Origin of the sequence: Gordonia pseudamarae, assembly GCF_025273675.1 — a bacterium.
In the GTDB taxonomy this organism is placed as follows: Bacteria; Actinomycetota; Actinomycetes; order Mycobacteriales; family Mycobacteriaceae; genus Gordonia; species Gordonia pseudamarae.
This window is the reverse complement of the sequence record NZ_CP045809.1, coordinates 1,058,644-1,071,151: the sequence shown is the minus strand read 5'-3', so window position 1 is coordinate 1,071,151 and position 12,508 is coordinate 1,058,644. Positions and strand designations below refer to the sequence as shown.

Sequence of the window (12,508 nt, the reverse complement as noted above, 5' to 3'; positions counted from 1 at the left end):
CATGACCACCGAAACCACGGCGTCCGTCGATTCCGGCAGCGACGCCGCGACCGACGACGATGCGCGCAAGGAGAAGCGGTACTCCTTCGAACGGCATTCACCCGAGTACCGTGAGAATTTCCTGGACACCACGCGGGAGATGCAGGAGCAGTGTCCCGTCGCCTGGAGCGACACCTACGGCGGGCACTGGGTGGCCGCGAGCAGCGACGCGGTCTTTGAGCTGGCCCGTTGCCCGTACGTGTCCAACGATCATGATGTTCGCGGACAACGCAAGGGCTACAAGGGGATCAACGTCCCCACCGCCGAGCGGGCATCGGGGGTGCGGGGCGGCATCCTGGAGATGGACGAGCCCGAGCACAGCTTCTTCCGGTCGATCCTCAATCCGTACCTGTCCCCGGCCGCGGTCAAGCGCTGGGTACCGTTCATCGACAAGGTCGTACACGCCTGCATCGACGAGAAGATCGAGTCGGGCCGTATCGATTTCGTCGACGATCTCGCCAACATCGTTCCCGCGGTGCTGACCCTGGCGATGCTGGGCATACCCGTCGAGAAGTGGACCATCTACAACGAACCGGTCCACGCGGCTGTGTACACGCCGCCGGACTCACCGGACGCCCCGCGGGTGGCCGAACTGCACCGGCAGCTCGGTATCGACCTGATCACCAATCTCTTCGAGATCCGCGCGAATCCGCGTCCCGGCCTCATCAATGCCGTCGCCAATGCCGCCATCGACGGCGGCGCCCCCGACGACATGGAGTTGCTGGGCATCCTCAGCCTCGTGATCGGCGGCGGATTCGACACCACCACAGCGCTCACAGCCCATGCGCTGGAATGGCTTTCGGACAATACCGACCAACGCGCACGCCTGAGCGTCGAACGCGACACCCTGATCAATCCCGCCACCGAGGAGTTTCTGCGCTATTTCACCCCCGCTGCGGGTGACGGTCGCACCATCGCCGAGGACTGCGAGGTCGCCGACACCGAGTTCCGTGAGGGCGAACGGCTGTGGCTCTCGTGGGCGATGGCCAACCGGGATCCCAGCCTGTTTCCCGAGCCCAACACCATCGACATGGAGCGAAAAGGCAACCGGCATTTCAGCTTCGGACTCGGCGTACACCGCTGCATCGGCTCGAACGTGGCGCGCACCGTGTTCAAGCGAATGCTGGTCGCGGTGTTCGACCGGATGCCGGACTATGTGTGCGACCCCGAGGGAACCGTGCACTACGACTCGATCGGCGTGATCCAGGGGATGCGGCACCTTCCCGCCACCTTCGCCCCCGGCCCACGCACCCACAAGCCACTGGCCGACACCCTGGTGGAACTGCAGCAGATGGTCGAGGACGAGCGGCTGGCCGAACCATTGTCGATCGCCCGCAAACGTGAGTCGGACGCCGCACCCTCCGACTGAGCCACACGAAGCCCCACCACCGCGCACCTCAACCGCGGAACCCACGTCAACCGCGGAAGCACCGACGGCCCGACACACAGTAAGGACACTCCCATGACGACGGTCGGTTTCATCGGGCTCGGCAGTCAGGGCGGGCCGATGGCCCGGCGCATCGTCGAGGCCGGCATCGACACCGTGCTGTGGGCGCGGCGCCCACAAACCCTGGAGCCGTTCGCCGACACGGCGGCCAAGACCGCCGGGTCTCCGGCGGAGCTGGGTGCGGCAGGCGACATCGTCTGCCTGTGCGTGGTGGGCGATGACGATGTACGGTCGGTCGCCACCGGCCCGGACGGGGTGCTGGCCGGTATGCGCGAGGGCACGGTTCTGGTGGTGCACAGCACTGTTCACCCCGACACCTGCGCGGGGCTGGCCGCCGAGGCGGCCGGACGCCGGGTGTCGGTGGTGGACGCGCCGGTCAGCGGCGGTGGCCGGGCAGCCCAGGCGGGCGCCCTGCTGGTGATGGTGGGCGGCGACGACGAACCGGTGACCGAATGTCTGCCCGTGTTCGGCACCTACGGCGATCCGGTGGTGCATCTGGGGCCGCTCGGCTCCGGACAGGTCACCAAACTCCTCAACAACCTGCTGTTCACCGCCAATCTCGCCACCTCGGCCGACACACTCGCACTCGGCAGATCCCTCGGGGTGGACGCCGAGCGCCTGGCACAGGTGATCACCGCGGGCTCGGCGAACAGTTTCGCTCTCGAACGGGTCGCATCGGCGGGCGGCAGCCTCGACCGGATCGCCGGTCACGCGGGGAACGTACTGCTCAAGGACGTCGGCCTTATCGACGGGATCGTCTCGGGTGCACACGTGCACAGCGCGGTGGTGCAGGCGACCGCACACGCCACCTTGAGACTGATGGGTCTCGAACGATGAGCCGGATCGGGCTGATCGGGGCCGGCCGCATGGGACTGCCCATCGCCCGGATCCTGGTCGGCGCAGGGCATGAGGTGACGGGGTGGGCCCGCTCCGAAGAGTCCCGGAACCGCCTGCGCGAGGTGGGTGCCCGGCCTGCTTCCGACATCGGCGACCTCGTCCGCGCGGGGACCGACGTGATCCTGGTCGTGGTGCTCACCGACGATCAGGTGCGTGAGGTCTGTCTGACCGGACCACTCCCCGAGCAGATCGCACCGGGCACCACACTGGTCATCCACACCACCGGCAGCCCCCGCACCACCCAGGACATCGCCGCTTTCCTGCACCCGCGTGATGTCACGGTGATCGACGCCGCGGTCAGCGGTGGACCGCACAACATCGCGGCCGGCGATCTCACCCTGTTCGTCGGCGGTCCGCCCGGAGTCCTGGCGTCGATCTCACCGATTTTGAGCGCCTACGCCGATCCGATCATCCACGCGGGTGCGGCCGGCGCCGGACAGTGCGTGAAGCTGGTCAATAACGCGCTGTTCACCGCCCAGATCGGCGCTGTCCGTGCGGCCGTCGAGCTCGGTGAGCAGCTCGGCATCGACGAGTCGGCACTGTTGTCGGCACTTCCGCACGCCAGTTCGGACAGTCGTGCACTGGCCGGTGCGGCCCGCCGCGGATCGGTCGGCGCGTTCGTCGACAGCATCGCCGAGTTCGTCGGCAAGGACATCACCACGGTCCGTGCGGTGGCGGACGGACTTGGCGCCGACCTGGGCGTACTCGACCCGCTGATCGCCTACGGCCTGAACCCACCCACCGGTCCTGACGTCGCAGCCGGCCGGTGTGCCCGCTCAGACGGCGGCGCTCGGGCCGCCGCCGACGGTCGCCGACCCGACGACTAGGAACGTCTCGGCGGTGGTCATCGTCTCGGGGGCCAATCCGGCGGCCGCGAATGCGCGCCGTTTGAACGCGCGGGCGGCGAAGCTGAGTTCGTAGACGGTGCTCTGGCATCGGCCGGCCAGTTCCACCGGCTGGCTGGCGCCCCAGATACGCAGATCGGCGCGAGCAGTGTCGATGGTGTCGAGCACACCGGCCCTGACCCGTCCATCGGCCTCGAACAGCGACGAACACACGGCAAGGGCCTGCGGCCACGGTCCGTTGTCGGTATGAGAGCGCATGGATGTGCCGAAGTCCATCGGGCGGGCGCCGAGAATCTCCAGCGGACGTACGTCGCAGTCGGTGGCCACGTGCACGGTCACCTCCCAGCCGGCGAGGGCCTGATCGAACAGCCATCCGCCGGCGTACCTGATCGCCTGCTCGGTGTCGGGGGTGATCAGCGCGAGGCGGTTGCGCAGGGGCCGACGCCGCGCGTCAGCTCGCGTTCGAGTGATCTCACGTACTCCCGGAACACGCGGGTTAGTGGAATTGATGAGTCCAGCAGCCATGTTGTTTCCATCCCGTTGATGAAGGCGACAGCTTCGACGGCCTTGTCGGCCGCGTCCAGGTCGGTTCGGAAACGGCCCTCACGCTGACCCCGCCGGATGCCTTCGGCGACGATGTCGACGGCAACACGGTGGCGGTGCACCAACCGGGCGTGCAGCGGGGAATCGAGTTCGAGATTTTCTGCCCGGAGAACGACGAACAGGCCGACGAGTTCGGGTGAGCGTTCGAAGCGCTCGGCGACACGCTCGAGTTCGTCAAGAATGTCTCCTCCCAAATCTGCGTGCCGGCGATCGTCGGCATCCCTTCGTTCCAGCACGGCGTGCAGCAACTGCGCCTTTGACCCGAAATGATGCAGAATCCCCGCAGATGTGACACCGGCTTCACGGGCGATCTGTGCGAGGGATGTATTCCGCCAGCCGTTGCGGATCAGCAAGCGCTGAGCCACGTCGAGGATGAGTCGCTTGCGCTCTTCACCCTTGATCAGCAAGGCGTCGTACGGCCGCACGCCCGTCACCGCAGTCCTACCTTCGGGGGGCTGTCCGAAACTGACCTAGTGAACACATAGTAGGTAGGTTTCCGAAATGTGACAAGCATCTCGTTTACCAATAGCAATGTCACAAGTCACTCTTTACGGTGCCAAATGCCCCGCGCTCATGCCATCTGGCCACTTCGTCGGCCGTCACCTCCAGTGCGGCGAGGATCGAATCGGTGTGCTCACCCAGTGCGGGCACCGGGCCCATCACCGGATCCACCCCGGAGATCACCGCCGGCGGCAACAGGGCGGGCACCGGGCCACCGGGGGTGTCGATGGTCCGCCACCGGTCACGGGCCCGCAGATGCGGATGGTCGATCACATCGAGTGGTGTGTTGTAGCGGGCGTTGCCGATGCCCGCATCGTCGGCACGCTTCTGGATCTCCGCCAGATCATGCCGACCGCACCAGTCGGTGATCGCCTCGTCGAGGATCTCCCGATGGGACACCCGCCCGGAGTTCGACGTGAACCGCGAATCGTCCGCGAGGTCGTCACGGCCGATGATGTCCCGTGCCAGCCGCTGCCACTCCCGATCGTTGGTCGTGCCCAGCACCACCGTCTGGCCGTCGGTCGTGCCGTAGGACCCATACGGTGCGACCGCGGGCGACCCCATCCCCCGCGGCTCCTGGTTGATCCCGGTGTGCAGGGTGTAGTTGAGCGCATATCCCATCAGCTCGGTCATCGTGTCGAACAGGCTCACCTGCACCTGCGCCCCACCACGGGCCGGACCGGGCGAACCCGGTGGGCGTTCGCGGCGAAGAAGCAGCGACAGGATGGAGATCGCCGAGAACAGACCCGAGGCCACATCCGCCATCGGCGGTCCCGGCTTCGCCGGCGCGCCCGGTGAGCCGGTGATGGCGCAGGCCCCCGACTCGGCCTGCGCGAGCAGATCATAGGCCCGCTTGTGCGAGAGTGGGCCGCCCGGGCCGTAGCCGTCGATCTCCACCGAGATCAGCTCCGGGTGTCGTTCGGCGAGTTCGGCCGGGGTAAGCCCCAGCCGCGCGGTAGCGCCGGGCGCCAGATTGGCCACCAAGACGTCGGCGGAGTCGAGCAGTCGATGCAGAACCTCCAGCCCCGCACTGTTTTTCAGGTTGATCGTGATGGATTTCTTGCCTCTGTTGCACCACACGAAGTGCGCGGCCTGACCCGCGACGACGTCGTCGTAGTGGCGGGCGAAGTCGCCGCCTCCGGGATTCTCCACCTTGATGACCGTGGCCCCGAGGTCGGCGAGCACCCGGGTACACATCGGCGCCGACACGGCCTGTTCGAGCGCGACGACGGTGATACCGGCGAGCGGCGGCACACCGCAGGCCGACGACGATGCACCCGGGTCCGACTCGGCCGCCATCAGTAGCTGCGCGGCAGGCCGAGGGTATGCGAGGACAAGAAGTTCAAGATCATCTCCTGACTGATGGGCGCGATCCGCATCACCCGCGCCTCCCGGAAGTAGCGGCCCACGCTGTATTCCTCGGAATATCCCATGCCGCCGTGCGTCTGGACCGCTCGGTCGGCGGCGGTGAATCCCGCATCCGCACACAGGTATTTGGCGGTATTGGCCTCCCGCCCACAGGGCAGGCCGTTGTCGTACAGCCAGGTCGCCTTGCGCAGTACCAGTTCCGCCGCGTCGAGGTGTGCCAGCGAGTCCGCGAGCGGAAACGCCACACCCTGGTTCATCCCGATCGGACGGTCGAAAACCTCGCGCTCCTTGGCGTAGGTCACCGCGCGGTCGAGCGACACCCGGCCCAGCCCCAGTGCCTCGGCGGCGATCAGCATCCGCTCGGGGTTGAGACCGTCGAGCAGGTACCGGAACCCCTTGCCCTCCTCCCCGACCCGATCCTCGACCGGAACGACGAGGTCGTCGATGAACAGTTCGTTGGAGCTGACCGCGTTGCGGCCGAGCTTCTTGATCGGCCGGATCTCCACCTTGTCGCGGTCGAGGTCGGTGAGGAACAGCGTCATGCCGTCGGTCTTCTTGGTCACCTCGTCGTACGGTGTGGTGCGCGTGAGCAGCAGCACCTTCTCCGATTCCATCGCCTTGGAGATCCACACCTTGCGACCGTTGACCACGTAGTGGTCACCGTCGCGGCGGGCACATGTCGTGATCCGTGAGGTGTCCAGGCCCGCACCGGGTTCGGTGACACCGAAGCATACGTGCAGGTCGCCGTCGACGATCCGTGGGAGGGTACGCGCCTTCAGTTCGTCGGAACCGTGCACCACCACCGGCTGCATCCCGAAGATCGACAGGTGGATGGCGGTGGCCGCGTTCATGCCGCCACCCGATCTTGCCACCTCCTCCAGCAGGATGGTGGCCTCGGTGATACCCAGGCCGTGGCCGCCGTACTCCTCGGGGATAGTCATGCCGAGCCAGCCGCCGTCGGCGATCGCCTGATAGAACTCGGCCGGGAACTCGTGTGCCAGATCCTTTTCCATCCAGTACCGGTCATCGAACCGGGCGGCGAGCTCGGCGACCGACTTGCGGATCAGTTCCTGGTCATCGGACAGTGCAAAACTCATTCCGTCGCTCATACGTTCCTCTCAGCGCACCGGCAGATCGGTGGATATCCCTCGTCGCTCCGCGGTCTGCTCCACGTCACGGCCGCCGCCGGTGACCCGCTCGGCGAGCGCACCCATGTCGAAGGCCTGCCGGGCCAGCCAGAACCGCAGAAAGTTGGTCAGTGAGAAACGCAGGAACACAACCGAACCCACGATGGCTATGGCAACCCCGGTGAGCGCCAGGATGACTGCGTCCCGCTGGACCAGCGGGTCGGAGGTGTTGTGCGAGATGAAGTAGGCGATGATCGGCACAGCGATCCCCGCCGCCATCGCCGCCACACCCAGTCGGATCCACAGCTGCGAACGCTTGGCGGCGGGGTCGGCGACGGTCAGCGCGTCGAGATCGCGGGCGAATCGCTGTGCGCGATCATTCGCCGGAGCGGGCACCTCCCCGGCCGAGGCGGACACCGACGGCGGCGTGGCCGCCGTATCGGGGAACGCGGAGCGGCGGGAGGTGTCGGACTGGGCGTGACTCATGTTGAGCTCCCTAGGTAGAGGTTGGCGAGTTCGTCGGTGAGGGAACGGCCGGGCGGCCCGTCGTAGACCACCTTTCCCCGCACCAGGACGGCGGCACGATCGGCCATGTCCAGTACAGCGGTGGCGAACTGTTCCACCACCAGGACGGCGACGCCCGTCCGGGCGAGTTCGGCCACCTGTCCGTACAGTTGCTCGACGATCAGTGGCGCCAGTCCCATCGACAGTTCGTCGAGCAGGAGCACCGCCGGATCACAGGCCAGGCCACGACTGAGGGCGAGCATCTGTTGTTCGCCGCCGGACATCGTGCCGGCGGTCTGCTTCGCACGCCGGGCCAGGATCGGGAACCGTTCGTAGGCATCGGTTTCGATCTGCTCCCGGGACCTTCCGGTGAACGTCATCATCCAGAGGTTCTCCCGCACCGAGAGATTGGGAAAGACGCCGCGCCCCTCGGGAATCAGGCACACCCCGGCGCGGGCCGCGTCCCGTGCGCCGATGCCGGTGACGTCCTTGCCCGCGTACCGCAGCCGTCCGCCCTGCGCCGGATGTACTCCGGCCGCGACCTTCTGGGTGGTCGATTTGCCCGCGCCGTTCGGGCCGAGCAACGCCACCACCTCCCCGGCCCGCACCGACAGACTCACCCCGTGCACCGCGGTGATGCCGCCGTATCCGGCCCGGATGTCCTGCAGCTCAAGTATGGGCGCGCCCGACCGGTCCCCGTTCGGCCGACTCACGTCGACACCCCCAGATATGCCTCCAGCACGGCCGAATGGTTGCGCACGTGTTCGGGTGTACCGGAGGTGATGATCGCACCGAGATCGAGCACGTGTACCTGATCGCACACCTCCATCACCAGTTCCATGTCGTGCTCGACGAGCAAGACCGCGATGCCACCGGCAACCACAGTGCGCAGCACGTCGGCAAATCGTGCGGTCTCCTCCGGGTCCTGGCCGGCCGCGGGTTCGTCGAGCAGGATGATGCGCGGTTCGGTGGTGAGCGCACGCGCCACCTCCACCTGCCGTCCGACGCCGGTGGGCAGCGAGTCGGCCAGCCGGTCCGCGTACCGGCCGAGCGCGACCCGGTCGAGGATGTCGTCGACGATCCGGGCCGCGGCCGCACCCCGGTGCCGCATCTCCGCGGCCACCAGCAGGTTGTCGCGTACACTGAGCCGGCCGAACAGCTCCAGACCTTGGAAGGTGCGGGCCATTCCGAGCCGGGCGCGTTGTGCCGGGCCGAGCTTGGTGATGTCGGCGCCGTCGAGCGACACCGACCCCGAACCCGGCCTGCGCAGGCCACAGATCACATCGAACAGCGTGCTCTTCCCGGCGCCGTTGGGACCGATCAGTCCGGTGATGTGTCCTGTCTCCGCGCGCAGCGCGACGTCACTGACGGCCTTGTGCGCACCGAAGGTGACATTGACGTTCTTAACTTCGAGCAGCGATGGCACGATCGAGCACCTCCTCGTCTTCCGGTGCCCAGTCCCTGGCGATTCCCCACCATTCGACCGGCACCTCCTCATCGGGTTCGGCCGTGTCGGCGGGTTCGGCCGTGTCGGCGGGTTCGGTCGCGTCAGCGGGTTCGGCCGTGTCGGCACCACCCGACGCCGACGGCGCAACCGGTGTGTTCGATGTCCTCAGCCGCCGGCCCGCGAACGCGGGTATCAACGGGACGGCGAGCGCCAGCAACAGCGTGAACACGTAGCCGTTGACAACGTCGGTCAGCCGCAGCAGCCACGCCAGCAGTGTCCAGAGCACCAGGGCGCCCATCGCCACGTTGTCGTCGAAGGCGGCGTTCCAGCGTTTGCGCAGTTCAGCGATACCGCCTTCCTGGACGGCCTTGGCACCGAAGGCCACCGCACCGATCGCGGGCAGCGCCTGCGACATCTCCCGGATCGAGGGCCACAGCGCGCCGATCGCGTGTATCGGTCCGGCCAGACCGGCGCCGGTGAACAGGCCCGCCCCCACCGAACCCAGACCGGCCAGCACCACGACCAGGAAGATCGGTAGCCCGGCGATGAAGCTGAACTGGTCCGGTGTGGCGGACTGCAACGACATCCCGTACAACGCACCCCCGAGCCCGGCGATCGCCGAGCTCAGACCGAAGACGATCAGCTTGCCCGCCAGCAGGTTACCGCCGAGCGTGGCGAAGGCCGCCTCGCTGTCGCGCAGGGCGATCAACCGGCGGCCGAGCCGACCGCGCCGCAGCATCGCCACGGCCACCGTCACCAGCGCGAGCACCACCGCGCCGAAGATCGTCACCCGTGCGGGGGTGTCGATCGCCAGACCGAACAGCGACGGGCCCGACACCTCGATCGACCCCTGATCGAACAGCGAGATCCGGACACCGGCGATCTCGAAGGACGGCAGGGTGAAGATCCAGCGGTCGAAGATGACCGCGATGGCAGCCGTGCCCAGCGCCAGGTAGACACCCGAAAGGCGCAGTGCAGGAACGGCTATCACCGCGCCGATGACACCGGCTATCACCGCGGCGAGCAGGATCGCCCACCACTGTCCGTCACCGCCGAACCGGGCACACACGATCGCACCGATCGCCGCGAGCGAGATCTGGCACAGCGAGATCTGTCCGGCGAACCCGGCCAGCGGCACATACGACAGCGCGATCACGCCGATCGCGAAGATCTGCCCGTAGCTCATCAGGTCGCTCTCGCTGAGCACCGTCGCCAGGATGACGCCGAACAGCACGATCACCGCGGCCAGGAACCAGGTGCCACGTAGGGTCGGCAGCGGCACCGGGCTCAGTTGCCGGTCTCGCCCGCGCAACCGCCCGTGCGGGAACAACAACAGCGCCAGCAGCAGCAGGATCGCGGGTGCGGCCAGCCGCAGCCCCGGCAGATAGTCGTTCTGCGGCAGGTACCCGGCGAGGTAGCTCTCCATGCAGCCCACCACGATCGCACCGAGGAAGGTCAGCGGCAGACTCCGCAGCCGACCGAAAATCGCCGCGGCGTACGCGCTCACGATGAGCAGCGACAACGCTGTCGCGTCCAGAGCGACGGCCGGCGCAATGAGGATGCCACCGACCGCGGCCAATTCGATGCCCAGAATCCAGGCGATGCGGTTGGCGCGCAACGGGTCGGCACCGGTCAGACCGACCAGCGCGCGGTCGTCGACGGTCGCCCGCATCTCGGCGCCGGTCCTGGTCTGCAGCAACAGAACCCGTAGACCGACGGCCACCGCCACGGCCACCACCATCGTGAGGGCCTGATGCCAGGTGACGGTGGCGCCGAAGATGTGGAACGGCGTCCGGTCGGCGAAGAACGGTGTCAGCGAACGCGCCTCGGTGGGATTCCAGATCCACCGCGCCATCGCCATCAACCCGCTCAGCAACGCCACCGTCATCACGAGCTTCTCGGCTTCGCCGAGGGCCTGCGCCGGACGCATCGCCAGCTCGATGGCCAGCCCGAACAACGGCGCCCCGATGCCCAGGATCACCAGCAGCGACAACCACACCGGCCAGCCCCAGCCCACCGACAGCTGCCAGTACATGAACGCGGAGAACATCCCGGCCGCGCCGTGCGCGAAGTTGAAGACGCCGGTGGTGGTGTAGGTGACGACGAGCCCGCCGCTGATGACCGCGTAGATCGCGGCGGTGCTCAGCCCGACGACGCCGTAGGCGAGAAACTGGTCCATCTACTTGAAGTCGTTCATGCTCTTGCCGACATCGGCGAGGGTCAGTCCCTTGCCGTAACGGCTCTTGTCGGCCATCGGCCGGGGATCGATGTCGCACCGGTAGGCGCCCTCGTCGGGCTTGAAGTCGGCCACTTCCCACCCCTTCGAGGTGACCTTCATGATGTTGAAGCAGCCTGACGGGGCGGTCGCATCTCCCGTCGCTCCGCTCGCCCTGCCCGGCTTCAGGTTCTGCGCGGCCTGCAGCCCGCCGGCGGTCCACGCCGATTCGGCACCGATCTTCTCGTACAGGCACGAACGGGTCAGCTCGTCGCCACAGTCGGCGGCGGCCTTGGCGAACACCAGCCACGACGAGAACGCGCGCACCGCCGGAGCGGTGATCTCCGCACCGGGCGCGTACCTCTGGTACAGCGCCTTGAGCTGCTCCATCGCAGGTTCGGTGCTTTCGAGCGGCAGGATGCCGCTGAGGTCCACAAGGTTGTTCTGCGCGTCGGCCGAGGTCCCGAGGAGAGTGGGGAAGGACGCGCTGTAGGAGTTGTTGTTGGCGTCGATCCAGTCGAGCTTGTAGTTCATCCCGGTCAGCACGGCCTCGAGTTTGGCGAGCTGCTCGTACTGGCCGTAGAAGATCAGCCCCTTGACGCCCTTGTCCTTGATGCCCTGCGCATAGGGCGTCCAGTCCGAGACACCGGAGGCCGGGTACAGGTTGTTGTAGACGAACGCGCCGCCCGCGGCCTCGGTGGATTCGATCTGCATGTCGCCGAGCACCTTTGTCACCGGGGAGTCGCCGTTGATGATGCCCACCTTCTGCGCCGAGTCCGGGTATGCCTCGGTGAGCAACCACTTGCGGAACTGGTAGTACGGCATGTAGCCGAAGGTCTGCGCAGGTGCGGGCTGGATCTGCAGGTCGGAGTCGAGCGCGGCCACCTGGGAGGTCTGGGCCGGGAAACTGGGCAGCAGACAGGTCAGCCGGTCCTTGGTGCCCAGCCCGTCCAACGCGGCACCGCCGCCGACGAGGGCGAAGTCCTCCTTGCACGCCTTGACCATCTCCTGGCGCACACCCATCAGTTTGGTGTCGCGGATGTTGACGGTGATCTTGCGTCCGGCCACGCCACCGTTATCGTTACACCAGGATGTGAAAACTTTTGCGGCATCGCCGAATTCGGACTTCTTGGTGAAGCCGACGTCGGAGAACACCCCGATCTTGATGTCGGTGTCGGTCACGCCCTGGGCGGTGGCCCCCTTCGCCGAGCCCTTGGCGCAGACCTCGCCGAGATCACCGAAGGAACTGGATATCTCCGACGACGAGGTCTTGTCCGCACCGGACTCGGACTCCGTACCGCCGGAGCCGTCGCGGCCGCCGCAGCCGGCTACCAGCAGCGCACTCGCGGCCACCGCCAGCAGCGCAACCGGTGTGCTCGATGCCTTCATGGGTTCTCTCCTGCCTCCGGAACATCCGGGGTGGCCCATCGGGAGAGCCGAACGTCGGGAAGGCCGGGCCGTAGCCTTCCGGGCTGTCATGCGGTGAGCACCTGGCCGGACCCTCGCGGGGCCGTA

Annotated in this window: 12 protein-coding genes; 3 read left to right on the top strand and 9 right to left on the bottom strand. The window is 67.2% G+C overall.

From position 1 onward, the window contains the following. The first annotated feature begins 1 nt into the window (after window position 1). From GII31_RS04610 to GII31_RS04600, 3 genes are all read left to right on the top strand, one after another. Window positions 2–1,408: a cytochrome P450 gene (locus tag GII31_RS04610; protein WP_260840307.1), complete on the top strand. Its 1,407-nt coding sequence runs from the start codon at window positions 2–4 to the stop codon at window positions 1,406–1,408. A gap of 93 nt (window positions 1,409–1,501) precedes the next feature. Beyond that, window positions 1,502–2,323, top strand: coding sequence for an NAD(P)-dependent oxidoreductase (locus GII31_RS04605; RefSeq protein WP_213247224.1), 822 nt, complete (start codon window positions 1,502–1,504; stop codon window positions 2,321–2,323). Continuing rightward, window positions 2,320–3,210 (top strand): NAD(P)-dependent oxidoreductase, encoded by an 891-nt coding sequence (locus GII31_RS04600; RefSeq protein ID WP_213247222.1) that lies wholly within the window; start codon window positions 2,320–2,322, stop codon window positions 3,208–3,210. The genes GII31_RS04605 and GII31_RS04600 overlap by 4 nt, the downstream gene beginning before the upstream one ends. On the opposite strand, the gene GII31_RS04595 is transcribed toward GII31_RS04600, so the two are convergent. The 9 genes from GII31_RS04595 to GII31_RS04555 form a co-directional block, all read right to left on the bottom strand. Further along, window positions 3,160–3,555, bottom strand: coding sequence for a hypothetical protein (locus GII31_RS04595; RefSeq protein ID WP_213247220.1), 396 nt, complete (start codon window positions 3,553–3,555; stop codon window positions 3,160–3,162). The two genes, GII31_RS04600 and GII31_RS04595, sit on opposite strands and share 51 nt — an antisense overlap. Before the next feature lie 86 nt (window positions 3,556–3,641). Continuing rightward, on the bottom strand, window positions 3,642–4,265 hold the full coding sequence (locus tag GII31_RS04590) for a TetR/AcrR family transcriptional regulator (RefSeq protein ID WP_213247219.1): 624 nt from the start codon (window positions 4,263–4,265) through the stop codon (window positions 3,642–3,644). Window positions 4,266–4,365: 100 nt separating this feature from the next. Beyond that, window positions 4,366–5,631 (bottom strand): CaiB/BaiF CoA transferase family protein, encoded by a 1,266-nt coding sequence (locus GII31_RS04585; protein WP_213247217.1) that lies wholly within the window; start codon window positions 5,629–5,631, stop codon window positions 4,366–4,368. After that, window positions 5,631–6,809: an acyl-CoA dehydrogenase family protein gene (locus tag GII31_RS04580; RefSeq protein ID WP_213247215.1), complete on the bottom strand. Its 1,179-nt coding sequence runs from the start codon at window positions 6,807–6,809 to the stop codon at window positions 5,631–5,633. The genes GII31_RS04585 and GII31_RS04580 overlap by 1 nt, the downstream gene beginning before the upstream one ends. Before the next feature lie 9 nt (window positions 6,810–6,818). Further along, entirely contained in the window at window positions 6,819–7,313 is a 495-nt protein-coding gene (locus tag GII31_RS04575) for a hypothetical protein (protein WP_246222109.1), read from the bottom strand. Further along, window positions 7,310–8,044: an ABC transporter ATP-binding protein gene (locus tag GII31_RS04570; RefSeq protein WP_213247213.1), complete on the bottom strand. Its 735-nt coding sequence runs from the start codon at window positions 8,042–8,044 to the stop codon at window positions 7,310–7,312. The genes GII31_RS04575 and GII31_RS04570 overlap by 4 nt, the downstream gene beginning before the upstream one ends. Continuing rightward, window positions 8,041–8,757: an ABC transporter ATP-binding protein gene (locus tag GII31_RS04565; RefSeq protein ID WP_213247211.1), complete on the bottom strand. Its 717-nt coding sequence runs from the start codon at window positions 8,755–8,757 to the stop codon at window positions 8,041–8,043. Before GII31_RS04565 ends, GII31_RS04570 begins: the two co-directional genes overlap by 4 nt. Then, window positions 8,735–10,957, bottom strand: a complete 2,223-nt coding sequence (locus GII31_RS04560) for a branched-chain amino acid ABC transporter permease (RefSeq protein WP_213247209.1) — start codon at window positions 10,955–10,957, stop codon at window positions 8,735–8,737. Before GII31_RS04560 ends, GII31_RS04565 begins: the two co-directional genes overlap by 23 nt. After that, window positions 10,958–12,382 (bottom strand): ABC transporter substrate-binding protein, encoded by a 1,425-nt coding sequence (locus tag GII31_RS04555; protein WP_213247207.1) that lies wholly within the window; start codon window positions 12,380–12,382, stop codon window positions 10,958–10,960. It abuts the gene before it with no gap. Between the last annotated feature and the right edge of the window lie 126 nt (window positions 12,383–12,508).

What these genes read in the sequence shown, in the direction of transcription:
- GII31_RS04610 (WP_260840307.1), top strand. Translation starts at nt 2, where the DNA reads ATGACCACCGAAACCACGGCGTCCGTCGATTCCGGCAGCGACGCCGCG.
- GII31_RS04605 (WP_213247224.1), top strand. Translation starts at nt 1,502, where the DNA reads ATGACGACGGTCGGTTTCATCGGGCTCGGCAGTCAGGGCGGGCCGATG.
- GII31_RS04600 (WP_213247222.1), top strand. Translation starts at nt 2,320, where the DNA reads ATGAGCCGGATCGGGCTGATCGGGGCCGGCCGCATGGGACTGCCCATC.
- GII31_RS04585 (WP_213247217.1), bottom strand. Translation starts at nt 5,631, where the DNA reads ATGGCGGCCGAGTCGGACCCGGGTGCATCGTCGTCGGCCTGCGGTGTG.
- GII31_RS04580 (WP_213247215.1), bottom strand. Translation starts at nt 6,809, where the DNA reads ATGAGCGACGGAATGAGTTTTGCACTGTCCGATGACCAGGAACTGATC.
- GII31_RS04575 (WP_246222109.1), bottom strand. Translation starts at nt 7,313, where the DNA reads ATGAGTCACGCCCAGTCCGACACCTCCCGCCGCTCCGCGTTCCCCGAT.
- GII31_RS04560 (WP_213247209.1), bottom strand. Translation starts at nt 10,957, where the DNA reads ATGGACCAGTTTCTCGCCTACGGCGTCGTCGGGCTGAGCACCGCCGCG.
- GII31_RS04555 (WP_213247207.1), bottom strand. Translation starts at nt 12,382, where the DNA reads ATGAAGGCATCGAGCACACCGGTTGCGCTGCTGGCGGTGGCCGCGAGT.